This window comes from Halomonas sp. DN3, assembly GCF_024137905.1.
GTDB classification, from domain to species: domain Bacteria; phylum Pseudomonadota; class Gammaproteobacteria; order Pseudomonadales; family Halomonadaceae; genus Halomonas; species Halomonas litopenaei.
This window is the reverse complement of sequence record NZ_CP099965.1, coordinates 2,503,338-2,517,478: the sequence shown is the minus strand read 5'-3', so window position 1 is coordinate 2,517,478 and position 14,141 is coordinate 2,503,338. Positions and strand designations below refer to the sequence as shown.

Annotated in this window: 17 protein-coding genes; 8 read left to right on the top strand and 9 right to left on the bottom strand. The window is 64.9% G+C overall.

Annotated elements, in window-relative coordinates:
• Window positions 1–50: 50 nt before the first annotated feature.
• Genes NKF27_RS10845 through NKF27_RS10830 form a run of 4 tightly spaced genes read right to left on the bottom strand, consistent with a single transcriptional unit; the run spans window position 51 to window position 3,232 of the window.
• Window positions 51–869: an alpha/beta hydrolase fold domain-containing protein gene (locus tag NKF27_RS10845; RefSeq protein WP_253551562.1), complete on the bottom strand. Its 819-nt coding sequence runs from the start codon at window positions 867–869 to the stop codon at window positions 51–53.
• 40 nt (window positions 870–909) lie between these two features.
• Window positions 910–1,362, bottom strand: a complete 453-nt coding sequence (locus NKF27_RS10840) for a thioesterase family protein (RefSeq protein ID WP_253551561.1) — start codon at window positions 1,360–1,362, stop codon at window positions 910–912.
• The gene (locus tag NKF27_RS10835) at window positions 1,362–2,315 is read right to left on the bottom strand and encodes an L-carnitine dehydrogenase (protein WP_253551559.1); all 954 of its coding nucleotides are present in this window, start codon (window positions 2,313–2,315) and stop codon (window positions 1,362–1,364) included. The genes NKF27_RS10840 and NKF27_RS10835 overlap by 1 nt, the downstream gene beginning before the upstream one ends.
• Window positions 2,312–3,232: a 3-keto-5-aminohexanoate cleavage protein gene (locus NKF27_RS10830; protein ID WP_108133355.1), complete on the bottom strand. Its 921-nt coding sequence runs from the start codon at window positions 3,230–3,232 to the stop codon at window positions 2,312–2,314. The genes NKF27_RS10835 and NKF27_RS10830 overlap by 4 nt, the downstream gene beginning before the upstream one ends.
• 234 nt (window positions 3,233–3,466) lie before the next feature.
• On the opposite strand from NKF27_RS10830, the gene NKF27_RS10825 reads away from it, so the two are divergent.
• Window positions 3,467–4,042: a carboxymuconolactone decarboxylase family protein gene (locus tag NKF27_RS10825; protein WP_253551557.1), complete on the top strand. Its 576-nt coding sequence runs from the start codon at window positions 3,467–3,469 to the stop codon at window positions 4,040–4,042.
• Between the two features lie 326 nt (window positions 4,043–4,368).
• Here the strand turns inward: NKF27_RS10825 and NKF27_RS10820 are convergent, their stop codons facing one another.
• Window positions 4,369–4,671: a hypothetical protein gene (locus NKF27_RS10820; RefSeq protein ID WP_045994794.1), complete on the bottom strand. Its 303-nt coding sequence runs from the start codon at window positions 4,669–4,671 to the stop codon at window positions 4,369–4,371.
• An 84-nt stretch (window positions 4,672–4,755) separates the two neighbouring features.
• Window positions 4,756–5,676: an ornithine carbamoyltransferase gene (argF, locus tag NKF27_RS10815; RefSeq protein WP_045994793.1), complete on the bottom strand. Its 921-nt coding sequence runs from the start codon at window positions 5,674–5,676 to the stop codon at window positions 4,756–4,758.
• A 237-nt stretch (window positions 5,677–5,913) separates the two neighbouring features.
• Between argF and grxD the strand changes: the two genes are divergently transcribed.
• The gene (gene grxD, locus NKF27_RS10810) at window positions 5,914–6,264 is read left to right on the top strand and encodes a Grx4 family monothiol glutaredoxin (protein WP_045994792.1); all 351 of its coding nucleotides are present in this window, start codon (window positions 5,914–5,916) and stop codon (window positions 6,262–6,264) included.
• A 172-nt stretch (window positions 6,265–6,436) separates the two neighbouring features.
• On the opposite strand, the gene rnt is transcribed toward grxD, so the two are convergent.
• A complete protein-coding gene (gene rnt / locus NKF27_RS10805) occupies window positions 6,437–7,102 on the bottom strand; it encodes a ribonuclease T (protein WP_045994791.1) in 666 nt (221 codons plus the stop codon).
• A gap of 206 nt (window positions 7,103–7,308) precedes the next feature.
• On the opposite strand from rnt, the gene NKF27_RS10800 reads away from it, so the two are divergent.
• The 6 genes from NKF27_RS10800 (at window position 7,309) to NKF27_RS10775 (ending at window position 12,651) form a co-directional block, all read left to right on the top strand.
• On the top strand, window positions 7,309–8,526 hold the full coding sequence (locus tag NKF27_RS10800) for an argininosuccinate synthase (RefSeq protein ID WP_045994790.1): 1,218 nt from the start codon (window positions 7,309–7,311) through the stop codon (window positions 8,524–8,526).
• 35 nt (window positions 8,527–8,561) lie between these two features.
• Complete coding sequence (locus tag NKF27_RS10795; RefSeq protein WP_045994789.1) at window positions 8,562–8,864, top strand: HlyU family transcriptional regulator; 303 nt, start codon at window positions 8,562–8,564, stop codon at window positions 8,862–8,864.
• A 194-nt stretch (window positions 8,865–9,058) separates the two neighbouring features.
• Window positions 9,059–9,733: a glutathione S-transferase family protein gene (locus NKF27_RS10790; protein ID WP_253551555.1), complete on the top strand. Its 675-nt coding sequence runs from the start codon at window positions 9,059–9,061 to the stop codon at window positions 9,731–9,733.
• Window positions 9,734–10,033: 300 nt separating this feature from the next.
• Window positions 10,034–10,999: a sulfurtransferase gene (locus NKF27_RS10785; protein WP_253551553.1), complete on the top strand. Its 966-nt coding sequence runs from the start codon at window positions 10,034–10,036 to the stop codon at window positions 10,997–10,999.
• A gap of 210 nt (window positions 11,000–11,209) precedes the next feature.
• The gene (locus tag NKF27_RS10780; RefSeq protein WP_253551551.1) at window positions 11,210–12,418 is read left to right on the top strand and encodes a YeeE/YedE family protein; all 1,209 of its coding nucleotides are present in this window, start codon (window positions 11,210–11,212) and stop codon (window positions 12,416–12,418) included.
• Window positions 12,419–12,456: 38 nt separating this feature from the next.
• A complete protein-coding gene (locus NKF27_RS10775; protein ID WP_045994785.1) occupies window positions 12,457–12,651 on the top strand; it encodes a hypothetical protein in 195 nt (64 codons plus the stop codon).
• Between the two features lie 280 nt (window positions 12,652–12,931).
• Here the strand turns inward: NKF27_RS10775 and NKF27_RS10770 are convergent, their stop codons facing one another.
• Window positions 12,932–13,225, bottom strand: a complete 294-nt coding sequence (locus NKF27_RS10770) for a hypothetical protein (RefSeq protein ID WP_253551545.1) — start codon at window positions 13,223–13,225, stop codon at window positions 12,932–12,934.
• A 231-nt stretch (window positions 13,226–13,456) separates the two neighbouring features.
• Window positions 13,457–14,092 carry an endonuclease III gene (nth, locus tag NKF27_RS10765; RefSeq protein ID WP_253551543.1) on the bottom strand — a complete coding sequence of 212 codons (636 nt, stop codon included), beginning with the start codon at window positions 14,090–14,092 and terminating at the stop codon, window positions 13,457–13,459.
• Window positions 14,093–14,141: the final 49 nt, after the last annotated feature.

The window sequence follows — 14,141 nt, the reverse complement described above, 5'->3', positions numbered from 1 at the left end:
TGGATGGTCGATTCAAGCACTTGAAAAACCAGGCGTTTAGAGAAAAGACTCTAGTCAAGATGTGCGGCAAGCGCACGGCAGAATGCTCGCCAGGCAGCCTCCATCGCAGGCAGTGACGAGCGCGCGTGCAGGGCGCCGTGCAACATGCCCTCGGCCATATGCACACCGATCTGGTGGTGGCAGCGGCGCCATTCATCCAGTGTTGCCAGCAAGGGGGGCGTCAGCGGGTCATGCTCCACGGCGAGGCACTCGATGGCCCGGCTGGCGGGCAGGTCGTCGCCGATTCGGCGAGCCTGTTCGGCGATCATTGACCAGGCCGCCAACACGTCCTGCCGGCTGAGCAGCGGCGCGTCCGGTCCGAGGCTTGTGTCGCTTGGCGTGCCGAGCAGCGGGTAGACCAGGCCCAGGGGGCTGTCGTCGGCAGCACGCCTGGCGGCGTCCAGCACCAGCCGGGCACCGGCGCTGTCGCCGACCAGGGCAACCGGCGCAAGCCGCCGACGGACCACCTCGACATCGTCGAGCAGCGCGAGATAGCTCGCCTCGGGCATCAGCCGGTAGTTCAGGCTGACCACCTCTCGCCCGAGGGCCTGGGCAAGACCGGCGGCGACACCCTGGTGGCTCTCTACCGAACCGATGGTGAAGCCGCCACCGTGGGCGTAGAGCACCACGCCGTCGGCGCCGAGGTGCGGCCGATAGCGGCGCACGCCGACGCCGTCGATGACCTCGTCGGTGACTGCGATCGTGGCCGGTACGGGGCCGGCGAAGCTGGCGCAGAGCTCGTCGTAGTGGCGCCTCGCCTGGTTCATCGGCATCGTCGCCATGGCGTCGAGCCCGGCCTGGAAACGTTCGGCGAAGTCATCGATGGTCATGGTCTGGTGTTCCCTGGCCGAGTCTGCGCTGATGGCGCGTTCAGCGTCGGACGATGCCGATACGCCGCCCGAGCCCCTCGGGAGCGGGCGATGAGATGACCGGCAGCGCAGCGATGGCGGTGTCCACCGCCTCGGGGAAAGGTCCCGGGCGCCCGCTGTCGAGGTCGATGCCCATCAACATCTGTTCGCTGGTGGCCAGCAGCTGTTCGCTGCTGTACAGCTCGAACCACAGATGCAGGCGCTTGGCGTCACGATCGACCAGCGCGACCTCGACCTGAAGGGGCTGCCCCTGGTGGGCCTCGCGCAGGTAGCGCAGATGGGTCTCCAGGGTGTAGAGGGTGTAGCCGTGCCGGTGGCGACCGGCCTCGTCGAGGCCGATGCGCTCCATCAGGGTATCGACCGCCAGGGAAAACACCCTGGCGTACTCGGCGTCGTTCATATGGCCGTTGTAGTCGACCCAGTCAGGCTTGACGTCGGTGTCGAGCAGCGCCATCAGATGCGCCCCTCGAGGCCTTCCGCCTCCGGCCAGTACTTCTGGACCAGCCCGAGCAGTTCGACCAGAAAGTCGTCACGACGGCGATCCAGCTCGGACACGCTGCGACCCGCGGCCTGGTGCTCGCAGCCCTCGACCACCCGATCGATCAGCTCGTCGGTCAGCTCCGGCGCCTCGAGCTTGGTCCAGGGCAGCTTCAGGGCGGGGCCGAACTGTTCCAGCATGTGGCGCATGCCCTGATCGCCGCCGGCCAGATGGAAGGTCAGGAAGGTGCCCATCAGTGACCAGCGCAGGCCGCAGCCGTAGACCACGGCGGCGTCGATCTCTTCGGTGGTGGCGACACCGTCGTTGACCAGATGCAGGGACTCCCGCCACAGCGCCTCCATCAGGCGATCGGCGATATGCCCTTCGATCTCGCGACGCACCACCAGCGGGCGCATGTCGAGTGCCTGATACAGCGCCTGGGCCCGCTCGGTGTGCTCGGCCTGGGTGGCCTCGCCGCCGACCAGCTCGACCAGCGGCAGCAGATACACCGGGTTGAAGGGGTGGGCGACGATGACCCTGCCGGGCGCGTGCTGACAGCCCTGTTGCAGGTCGCTGGGCTTGAAGCCCGAGGTCGAGGAGCCGATCAGCACCTCAGGCGGCGCCGCGGCGTCGATCTGGGCCAGGATGCTGCGCTTGAGCTCGAGGCGCTCGGGCACGTTTTCCTGGATCAGGTCGGCGCCGTCCACTGCGGCTTCCAGCGAGGTCGCAAAGCGCAGGTTGTCGGGGCTTGCGCCCTCGGCCAGGCCCCGTTTTTCCAGTGACGGCCAGGCATTGTCGACGAAGGCACGGGTGCGTGCCTCGGCCCTGGGGTCGGGGTCAAAGGCGGCAACACGCCAGCCGTTGGCCAGGGCGCGAGCGATCCAGCCGTTGCCGATGACGCCGGTACCGATGACGGATAGCTGTTTCATGCATCACCTCCAGCGCTGTCGCCGGCGATCTGACCGGTGGACGGGTCGCGCAGCTTGAGGAACTTGCGGGTTTCGGCCGGGGTCATCACGTTGGCGCCAAGGTGGTTGATCATCCGACCGGCCTTCTCGACCAGCTGGGCGTTGGAGGCCAGTACTCCCTTTTCCAGGTAGAGGTTGTCCTCGAGGCCGACGCGGGCGTGGCCGCCGAGCAGTACCGCCTGGGCGGCCATGGGCATCTGGTGGCGACCGATGCCGAAGGCCGCCCAGTTGGCGTTGGTCGGCAGCTTGTTGCGCATGGCCAGCATGGTCTCGGTGTCGGCCTCGGCGCCCCAGGGGATGCCCAGGCACAGCTGGTAGAGCGGGTCACCGTCGATCAGGCCTTCGGCCTGGAGCTGGCGGGCGAACCATACATGGCCCAGGTCGAAGCACTCGAGCTCCGGCTTGACCCCGGCGGCCTGCACCAGACGGGCGTGTTCACGCAGCCAGTCGGCGGAGTTGACGTAGATCATGTCGCCAAAGTTGAGGCTGCCGCAGTCCAGGGTGCACAGCTCAGGCAGCAGCTCGCCCACCGGCTCATGGCGCTGGGCCGGGGTCTGGATGTCGGTGCCGGGGCCGCCACGGGTCGGATCCTGGCTGTCCGGAATCCAGTCCCCGCCACCGCCGGCGGTGATGTTCATGACGATGTCGGTGTCGGCCTCGCGCACCCGCTCCATCACCTCGCGGAAGTGATCCAGCGAGTGGCTGACGCCACCGGTCTCGGGGTCGCGCACGTGGATGTGGGCGATGCTGGCGCCGGCCTTGGCGGCCTCGATGCAGTCGTTGGCGATCTGCTCGGGGGTGACCGGGACCTTGTCGCTCTTGGCGGTGGTGTCGCCGGCGCCGGTCACGGCGCAGGTCAGAATGACGTTGCGGTTCATGATGCTCTCCTCGTCGTGAATGGGCGCAGTGTGGCGAAGATGACGGCCTGTCACTTGGCGCCAAGCGTCGTTTCGTTGACGTCATGCGACATCCTTGGTGTCGCTGCCAATCTGTGCCAGAACAGGCGTGATGAGGAGGGTAGGGAGAGTGCGGGGAAAGGATTCGGCAACGAGCGCCACCAAGTAGCACGTTCATCGACGTATCCCTTCACCTCTGTATTGGAATAGAGACCCATGACCGACTTTACTCAGCACGATCTGTCCAGCGCCCCCGAAAAAAGCCGCCCCCTGCTCGAGAAGGCGCAGAAGGAGATGGGCATGATCCCGGCCCTTTATAGCGTGATGGCCGAAGCGCCGGGCGTGCTGGAGGCCTACCAGCGACTGCATGAGCTGTTTCTCGCCTCGAGTTTCGATGCCGCCGAGAAGACGGTGGTATGGCAGGCGATCAACGTCGAGCATGATTGCGAGTACTGTGTGGCCGTGCACACGGCGGTGGCCAGCATGATGAAGGTGGACCCCGCCATCACCCAGGCGCTGCGCGACCAGCAGCCGCTGGAAGACGCTCGTCTGGAGCTGCTGCGCCAGACCACGCTGGCCATCGTGCGTGATCGCGGACGTCCGGATCCGGCCGTGGTGGAGCACTTCCTCGAGGCGGGCTTCAGCCGGCAGCAGCTGCTGGATATCGTGCTGGGGGTGAGCCAGAAGATTCTGTCGAACTACGTGAATCACCTGGCGGACACGCCCATCGACGACGCCTTCAAGCGCCACGCCTGGACGAAGGGGGCTGCAGATACCGACGCGGCGGCCTGATCGAGGGGGCCTGATCGAGGGGGCCTGATCAAGGGGGCCTTCACCGGCGACGTGGTGGCGTGCAGCCAAGCGGCAGACTGCCGTTTGCATAGGCCTTAGGTAACAACGACCGCCGCTGGCAAAGGCAAAGGGTAAAAACGAATAGTGGCAAGAGCCGATACGCCCAAGAGCCGATAGCAGAAGCACCAAGGGCGCCCGCTGGGCGCCCTTGGCATATCTGGCTGGTGTCAGGAGACCGCCGGGCTATTAATCGCCTGTCTATTTACCGCCTGGCTGTTGATGGCTGGCGACACCCAGACAGCAGCGTCGGTCGCTCGCTTTAGACCTCAGGCGCTGGCGTGAAGGTCGGCGGCGCCGACACCATAGAGGTCAAAGGCCAGTTCACGTCCGGTGGTGGTGAGCACCAGCCGCCCCTGGCTATTGTGGGCCACCAGCGCCTGGCGCAATAGGCGGCGCAGACGCGAGGCCTGGGACCGTGAGCGGGTCAGGGAATCGAGCCGCTCGGCGCTGAGCCCGCGACTGGGCTGGGTGATCGCCTCCAGCACCTCGCCATCGCGGTAGAGATCCTCGATGAAGGCGGTGAGGTCGATGCGCTGGGCGGTGTCGTTGTGATCAGCGGTGAGGGCCATGGTCCCATCCCGAATAAGAAGATGGGACCAGTATACGACAATCGTCGAATTAGACCAAAGTCTATAAGTGCGTCGACCAGGATCTCAGCCGTTGACCTGACCCAACATCAAGAACTCCAGCAGCGCCTTCTGGGCGTGCAGGCGGTTGCCGGCTTCCTGCCAGACGACCGCGCGGGGATCGTCGAGCAGGGTCTCGCTGATCTCCTCACCGCGGTGGGCCGGCAGGCAATGCAGGAACAGCACGTCCTTGGCGGCGGCGTCGAGCATCGCTTCGGTGACCTGGAAGCCGGCAAAGTCCGCCTCGCGACGAGCCTGCTCTTCCTCCTGGCCCATGGAGGCCCAGACATCGGTGGTGACGAGGTCGGCGCCGGCCACGGCGGTCATCGGGTCGCGCTCGATCACCACCCGGTCACCGGCGGCGGCCAGGATATCCTCGCGGGGGTCGTAGCCCTCGGGGCAGCAGATACGCAGTTTGAAGTCGAACTGGCGAGCAGCGTTGATCCAGGAGTGGCACATGTTGTTGCCGTCGCCGATCCACACCGCGGTGCGGCCCTTGACGCTGCCGCGCAGCTCGGTCCAGGTCATGACATCGGCCAGCAGCTGGCACGGATGGTAGTCGTCGGTCAGGGCGTTGATCACCGGCACGTCACTGGCGGCGGCGAATTCCTCGAGACCCTGGTGGGAAAAGGTCCGGATCATCACCGCATCGACCATCTCCGAGAGCACCCGCGCGGTGTCACCGATGGGCTCGCCGCGCCCAAGCTGGGTGTCGCGCGGTGACAGAAACAGGGCGTGCCCGCCAAACTGGGCCATGGCGGTCTCGAAGGACACCCGGGTACGGGTCGAGGATTTCTCGAAGATCATCGCCAGGGTGCGGTTGGTGAACGGCGTGTAGGTCGGGCCGTGGGCCTTGAGGCCGTTCTTGATGGTGATGGCGCGCTGGATGAGGTAGCGCAGTTCATCCTGGCTCAGGTCCAGTAGGGTCAGGAAGTGGCGGGTGGCCATGGCATCTCTCCAACGAGGTAAAAAACGACCATCCTAGCCAGCCCCGAGGGGATGCGCAACGCGCCGCCGGGCCGTACAATGCGGCCATGCAAAGGCCGAGTGTGGCCATCGGGTATTGCCTCCTGCGAGGTAGTCCGCCGGGGCCGCATTGAAAATGGGGCGGGATGCCCCCATTGTCCCGGTCTGCGTCACTTAGCAAGGGCGAGCAAGCCAAGCCCGTTTCAACGAGGAGCCGTGATGAGTACCACCGTCGAGAATATTCAGCGCCAGATCAGTGAAAATCCCATCCTGATCTACATGAAGGGGTCTCCGCAGCTGCCGCAGTGCGGCTTCTCCGCCCAGACCGTGCAGGCGCTGATGGCCTGTGGCGAGCGCTTTGCCTTCGTCAATGTGCTGGACAACCCCGACATCCGCGCGGAGCTGCCCAAGGTGGCCAACTGGCCGACCTTCCCGCAGCTCTGGGTGGAAGGCGAGCTGGTCGGCGGCTGCGACATCGTCGTCGAGATGCACAACAACGGCGAACTCGAGCCGCTGGTCAAGCAGGCCGCCGAGCGTGCCCGCCAGAACGAGGAAGGCGCTGCCGACTAAAGAGCGCTGTTGGTGGCCGTGCGCCCGCCAGGCCAACGCCTCTCCATAAATCGTTGTCCGGCGGGACCGCGTCGACCGGCTGCCGCGAAAGCTTCGCACCTACGATAAAGGCCCCGATGGTCATCGACCATCGGGGCCTTTATCGTCTTGAGACTTTAGTGGCCGAAGGGGATCAATCCTCTTCCATGCCTTGCTCCTGCTGGGCCAGCCGCCATCCTCCCAGGTCCTTGTAGCGATTGACCATGGCGCAGAACAGCTCGGCGGTGCGCTCGGTGTCGTAGCGGGCCGAGTGCGCGGCGTTGTTGTCGAACTCGATACCGGCGGCGCGACAGGCTCGGGCGAGCACGGTCTGGCCGTAGACCAGGCCGGCAAGCGACGCGGTGTCGAAGCTCGAGAAGGGGTGGAAGGGATTGCGCTTGATCTCGCAGCGATTGACCGCGGCATTGAGAAAGCCGTGGTCGAAGGCGGCGTTGTGGCCCACCAGGATAGCTCTGGTGCAGCCATGGGCCTTGATCGCCTTGCGCACCGGACGGAATATCTCGCCGAGTGCCTCGGATTCGCTGACCGCCACCTGCTTGCGCAGCGGGTCATCGAGGCGGATGCCGGTGAAGTCCAGTGCTGCCTGCTCCACATTGGCACCGGCAAAGGGTTCGATGTGGTAGGCGAAGGTGGCGTCGGGCAACAGGTTGCCTTCCGGGTCCATGGTCAGGGTGACGGCGGCGATCTCCAGCAGGGCGTCGGATTCCGGGTTGAAGCCGCCGGTCTCGATATCCACCACCACCGGCAGAAAACTGCGAAAACGTTGCGCCATGAGTTCGCGGGCGATCAGCTCGCTCATGCACCTCTCCTTGTCGGGCCGTGTGGGGTCAGGGGGCCTGGTTAGTGCAGGCCGAAACGGCGAAAGTCTAGCAGTTTGGGGCAGCGGCGTCCCGTGGCCGGTATTCGGCACCCCAGATGCACGCTATAATCGGCGCTCTTCGGGCGTTATTCGCGCCGCGAATGCGTTGGTCACACCATGGTTGGTTACAAGAAGGAGCCCCTAGCATGTCCGATGTAAAGAAGGTCGTGCTCGCCTATTCCGGCGGACTGGACACATCCGTCATCGTCAAGTGGTTGCAGGAAACGTACGACTGCGAAGTGGTGACCTTCACCGCTGACATCGGTCAGGGCGAGGAAGTCGAGCCTGCCCGTGCCAAGGCCGAGGCCCTGGGCGTCAAGGAAATCTACATCGAGGACCTGCGCGAAGAATTCGTGCGCGACTATGTCTATCCGATGTTCCGCGCCAATACCATCTATGAGGGCGAGTACCTGCTGGGCACCTCCATCGCCCGTCCGCTGATCGCCCGCCGCCTGATCGAGATCGCCAACCAGACCGGTGCCGACGCGATTTCTCACGGCGCTACCGGCAAGGGCAACGATCAGGTTCGTTTCGAGCTTGGCGGCTATGCGCTCAAGCCCGGCGTCAAGGTGATCGCCCCCTGGCGCGAGTGGGACCTCAACTCCCGCGAGAAGCTGATGGCCTACTGCCAGCAGCACGATATTCCGGTGGACTTCAGCAAGAAGAAGAAGTCCCCGTACTCCATGGATGCCAACCTGCTGCATATCTCCTACGAGGGCGGCATCCTCGAGGATCCCTGGGCCGAGGCCGAGGAAGACATGTGGCGCTGGAGCGTGTCGCCGGAGGCCGCCCCCGATACCCCGACCTACGTCGAGCTGACCTTCGACAAGGGTGATATCGTGGCCATCGACGGCGAGCCGATGAAGCCCCACGAGGTGCTCGAGAAACTCAACAAGCTGGGTGGCGACAATGGTATTGGCCGTCTGGACATCGTCGAGAACCGCTACGTCGGCATGAAGTCCCGCGGCTGCTACGAGACGCCCGGGGGCACCATCATGCTGCGTGCCCACCGCGCCATCGAGTCGCTGACCCTGGATCGCGAAGAGGCTCACCTGAAAGACGAGCTGATGCCGAAGTACGCCGAGGTGATCTACAACGGCTACTGGTGGAGCCCCGAGCGCCGCATGCTGCAGGCGGCCATCGACGAGACCCAGAAGAACGTCTCCGGTGTGGTGCGCATGAAGCTCTACAAGGGCAACGCCATCGTCGCCGGTCGCCGCTCCGACGAGTCGCTGTTCGACGAGTCCATCGCCACCTTCGAGGATGACCAGGGCGCCTACGATCAGAAGGACGCCGAAGGCTTCATCAAGCTCAACGCCCTGCGTCTGCGCATCGCTGCCGGCAAGGGTCGTCGTCAGGACTGAGTGGTAACGTCGCGCGACAGGCCAAAGGAGTTCCCATGCTGAAGCAACTGTTCGGAGCGCTGTTCAAGGGGGACGGCAAGTCGTCGTCCCGGGCCGCGCCCGAGGCCGAAGCGGTCGAGTACCGTGGTTACCTGATCATCTCGCAACCCGAGGAGCAGGGCGGTCAGTTCCGCGTCAGCGGTGTCATCCGCAAGCCCATCGAGGGCGGCGAGACCCTGGAGCATCGGTTCGAGCGTTCCGACCTGGTGCCGGGGCGGGAAGCCTGTGACGCCCTGATGCGTCAGAAGGCCGAACGCTACATCGATGAAGTCGGCGACGAGATGTTCGAACCGCGGTGATTGCTCACCGCGACAACGGCGCCCTCCGGGGCGCCGTTTGTGTCTGTGGGGCTGTTGTTTCAGGCAGGTCGTCGCCGCGCCCGTCAGCCCATTCAATACGCCCCGGCCCATGCCGGGGAGAGCCACACCTCAGGCCATTGCCTGTCTCAGGGAAAGACCCGCCTCAAGGCATGACTCGTTCCAAGGAGAGCCCCATGATCGTCGTGCACCATCTGGAAAATTCGCGTTCACTGCGTATCGTCTGGCTGCTGGAAGAGCTGGGCGTGGACTACGAGATCCGCCAGTACGCCAGAGATCCGAAGACCATGCTGGCACCCGCCGCACTCAAGCAGGTGCACCCGCTGGGCAAGTCCCCGGTGATCACCGATGAAGACGCAGGTAGCCGCGTGGTGGCGGAGAGCGGCGCCATCATCGACTACCTGCTCAGGCGCTTCGATACCGAGCATCGACTGTGGCCCGAGCCGTCAAGCGCCGACACCACCGACTTCGTGTTCTGGATGCACCACGCCGAGGCCTCGGCCATGCCGCCACTGGTCATGAATCTGGTGTTCAGCCGGCTCGGCAAGCCGCCGGTGCCGGCACTGATGCGGCCCCTGGGCCGGCTCTTTGCCGAGGGCGTGCGCAAGCAGTATCTGGGGCCGGAGATCCGCCGTCTGATGGACTTCTGGGAGCACAGCCTGGAAGGGCGAGAATGGTTCGCGGGCGAGCACTTCAGTGCCGCCGACATACAGATGAGCTTCCCGCTGCTGGCGCTGGAAGGTCGTGGCCAGCTCGGCGACCACCCGCAGCTTGGCGCCTTTGTCGAGCGCTGTCGCCAACGGCCCGGCTATGTCCGCGCCGTCGAACGGGGAGGCGAACTGTCGCTGTAACCTGGTGCGGAAGGCCGCTCGCGCATCGCCTGGCAGAAAGGATCCTGTGGGTATGGCCGAAGGACCGTCTGGGAAGGACCTTGCATGAGGAGCGTGACAGTAGGAGCGTGCACGAGGGGTGTGCTACCAAGCGCCTTGCCTGACAAGGCATTGCGCCTGCTGCGTTGCTCGGCATTCGCTGGAGCGAATATTCATGTCGGCAAGTTATGAACATGAAAATTATTATTCATTGCAAGCATATTGAGTTTGCTGCTCCGAGCGGGATAATGGGCGTCAACACCCACCTAGGAGGTCAAGATCATGCTGAGGTCCCTGACATTTGCCGGTGCCTTGCTGGTGGCAGGCTCCGCCCAGGCGCTTGAGGTCGATCCGCTGGTCAGCCCCGCCTGGCTGAGCGAGCATCTGGACAACGACAATCTGGTGGTGCTGGACATTCGCTCCAGCATCGACAATGGCGGCGATCGCTCGAGCTTCGAAGACGCCCATATCCCGGGCAGCCTGTACTCGAGCTATACCGAAGACGGCTGGCGCGAGAGTCGTGACGGCGTCACCGGGGTGATGCCGCCGGTGTCGAGTCTACAGCGGTTGATCGGTGGGCTCGGTATCGACAACGACGATACCGTGGTGCTGGTGCCGGCGGGCACGGGTGCCACCGACTTCGGCAGCGCCGCACGGGTCTACTGGACCTTCAAGGTACTCAGCCATGACCAGGTGGCGATCCTCGACGGTGGCTTTGCGGGCTGGAAGGAACAGGGGCTGGAGGTCGTCAGTGGCCCCGTCGAATATCCCGACCCGGTGCGCTTCGAGGGCGAACTGGACGAGTCACTGCTGGCCACCACCGAAGAGGTCGAGGCCGCACGGGAGTCCCAGGGGCAGCTGGTCGACGCTCGCCCCGAGGATTACTTCAAGGGGGACAATCAGTCGCCGGCGGCGGCGGCTCCTGGCACCATCCCGGGTGCCTTGAACCTGCCTCACCAGAGCCTGCTGGCCAACGATGGCGGCGCCTGGCGTCTGGACACCGCCCAGGTGACCTCGCGGATACAGGCGGCCGAGCTGGACGCCAGCGCCAAGACCGTGGCCTTCTGCAACACCGGCCACTGGGCCGCCACCGACTGGTTCGTGCTCAGCGAAATCGCCGGCTTCGACAATGTGGCCCTGTATGACGGCTCCATGGCCGAGTGGACCCAGGACGAGTCACGCCCGTTGGCGGTGGCCAAGCAGGGACTGGGCAAGGTGCTCGACGCTCTGGGCCTTGGCGACGACTGATCGCCCTGAGGATCCGGTTGCCCTGAGGCTCCGGTTGGCGCCTTGTTAAAGCGTCGATTTCGCGCAATTGCTGCGCCTTTGCTACGTTATCGTTGCCTCGCTTCTGCGTCCGTGCCGTACCTGTTGCTGGATGGCAGGGTTTGACGCTATCGCCACGCCGCCGACCCCGGGTCGCCGGCGTGGCCCTCTCATCACGAGTAGATCACTACCATGACACAGACTTCCGCTGCGGCCCTCGTCCAGGGCCGCCTTCCTGTCGATCGTTTCGTCGTCGGCGTGGCCCTGGCCGGGATGCTGATCCTGGGCGGGCTGGTGTGGCTCGAGACCGCTCCTTTCCTGGTGGCGCTGTTCGGCGTCGGTATCGCGCTGGGGATGGCGCTCTACCATGGGGCCTTTGGCTTTACCGCCGGCTGGCGCAACCTGGTCACCAAGCGTCGCGGCGCCGGCATGCGTGCCCAGTTGATCCTGTTTGCACTGACCTCTGCGCTGATGATTCCGCTGCTCGGCAGCGGAGAGCCCGGCATGGTGGGCGCGGTGGCGCCCATCGGCACCTCGCTGGTGGTGGGCTCCTTCGTGTTCGGCCTGGGCATGCAGTTGGGTGGAGGCTGTGGCTCAGGCACGCTGTTTACCGTCGGCGCCGGCAACCTGCGCATGCTGGTGACACTTGCGTTCTTCATCATCGGTGCGGTGGTCGGTTCGATCCACCTGCCGTGGTGGCTCGACCTGCCGAGCCTGGATCCTGTCAGCCTGATCGACAGTGTCGGTGTCTTCGGCGCCATCGCGGTACAGTGGGCGGGACTGGCGCTGGTGATGCTGTGGGTCAATCGAGTGGAACGCCGCGCCCACGGTTCGCTCGAGCGCTCCGAGCTGCGCCTGGCACCTGCCGAAGGCGGGATGCTGCGCACCCTGGTGCAGGGACGCTGGCCCTTCGTCTGGGCGATCCTGGTGCTGGCGATCGGCAACACCCTGACCCTGGCCATCGGCGGGGCGCCCTGGGGCATCACCTTCGCCTTCAATCTTTGGGGCGCCAAGGCGTTGCAGGCCATCGGCGTGGACATGAGTCAGTTCGAGTTCTGGACCTGGGACTACCCGGCCATGGCGCTGGCCGATTCGGTGCTGGTGAACATCACCTCGGTGATGAACTTCGGTTTGCTGCTGGGTGCCATGCTGGCGGCGGGTCTGGCCAATCGCTTCAATGAAGCCAGTCGCAAGCCCATCGAGGGACGTCAGTTCCTGGCGGCGATCATCGGCGGCCTGCTGCTGGGCTACGGTGCCCGCCTGGGCTTCGGCTGCAATATCGGCGCGCTGTTTTCGGGACTGGCCTCGGGCAGCCTGCACGCCTGGGTGTGGTTCGCCTGCGCCTTCGTCGGCTCGCTGGTGGGGATTCGCCTGCGCCCCTGGTTCCGACTGCCCAACTGATCGACCGACCCACTGATCCATTGTTCAAGGTGATTCCCATGAAAGCCGCCTATCATCGAAGCCGCGTCATCGGTCTGTTGCTGGCGATTCTGGTACTGATCATGGCCGACCACCTGGCCAGTCCCACCTTCGCCTTCAACATGGGCGACGGCCACGCTCGCACCTCGCTGAACCAGCGTGACGCCAGCGCCTGTGCTCCCTGTGGGGCGCCGTGCCCGTCCACTCGCCAATAGGGCTTGCATGAAAAGTGCCTGCGCTCGGTAATACGGCGTTAAAAATCGGATCAAAATGCTCATTTACGGCTTGTAAACTGCGCTTTCTCACCGATTTTTGCCTTGTCTGACCATCGCTCGCCGACTTTTCGTAGAAAGCCTGGAATTATGCCTGCGCTCGGTGACGGTTCTCGGTCCAGGCCCTTTGGGCTCACCCTAGTGTGAAGGCATTAGCGATAAAAGAGGCGCCCCTGCCAAGGCAGGGGCGCCTCTTGTGGTCGTCAGTCTGACGGGGAGACGATCATTCTCGTGGGTCCTGTTCGCGGCGGGGGATCTTCGGCCCCAGCGGCCCGAGCCACAGCCAGACCTGGAGCACCACCAGGGTCGGTAACAGCCAGGTCGGCGCGCCCACCGTCCACACCAGCACCTGGTGGATCATGAAGGCGGTCAGGCCGCCGAGCAGGCCAAGCACCGGGAACATCAGTGGCCGCTCGGAGCCCGGGCGGCCACTTAGCCGGAACAGCGAGCCGGTGAAGGCGCCAAAGCTCACGGCCATGGCCAGCGGAATCCAGAGTTGCTGTAGCACTTCCTGCATCGTTAACCGCTCATGTTGAGACTTGGGCCCTCAGGCTAACGCGTCTGGCCGCCGGCTGCGCTTGAACTTTGGCGTAATTCGCCTGGCTTCCGGCTTCCGGCTTCCGGCTTCCGGCTTCCGGCGCTGCATCCTTGGTGATGGCGCTGTCGCCGGCGAGCGCTTTCGTCTGTGGTGCTGGGGGCCAGGACGGGCGAAAACCGTCGCTGGGTGCAGTCGCGGCCCATGCAAGGTCTAGATGTCGGTCTTGTCCTTGAACTCGCACAGATCCTCGATGACACAGCTGCCGCAACGTGGCTTGCGCGCCACGCAGGTATAGCGGCCATGGAGGATCAACCAGTGGTGGGCGTCCTGGCGAAACTCGCGGGGCACGTGGCGCACCAGCCGTTCCTCGACCTCCACCACGTTCTTGCCCTTGGCGATGCCGGTGCGGTTGGAGACCCGGAAGATGTGGGTGTCCACGGCGATGGTGGGCTGGCCGAAGGCGGTGTTGAGTATCACGTTGGCGGTCTTGCGTCCGACCCCGGGCAGGGCCTCCAGCGCCGGACGGGTGGCCGGTACCTCGCCGCCATGGTTCTCGATCAGCAGATGGCAGGTCTTCATCAGGTTTTCGGCCTTGGTGTTGTAAAGGCCGATGGTCTTGATGTGTTCCTTGAGCGCGTCGATCCCGATATCGATGATCGCCTGGGGTGTGTTGGCCACGGGGAACAGGCGAGCGGTGGCCTTGTTGACGCCGACGTCGGTGGCCTGCGCCGACAGCAGTACCGCGGCCAGCAGTTCAAACGGTGTGCTCCAGTTGAGCTCGGTGGTCGGCTCGGGATTGTGGGCCCGCAGGCGGGTAAAGATCTCGTGGCGTTTGGCAGCGTTCATGCTCGTCTCTTTGGTTGGCAAGCCAGGGGCTGAATCGACAGCGGGCCAG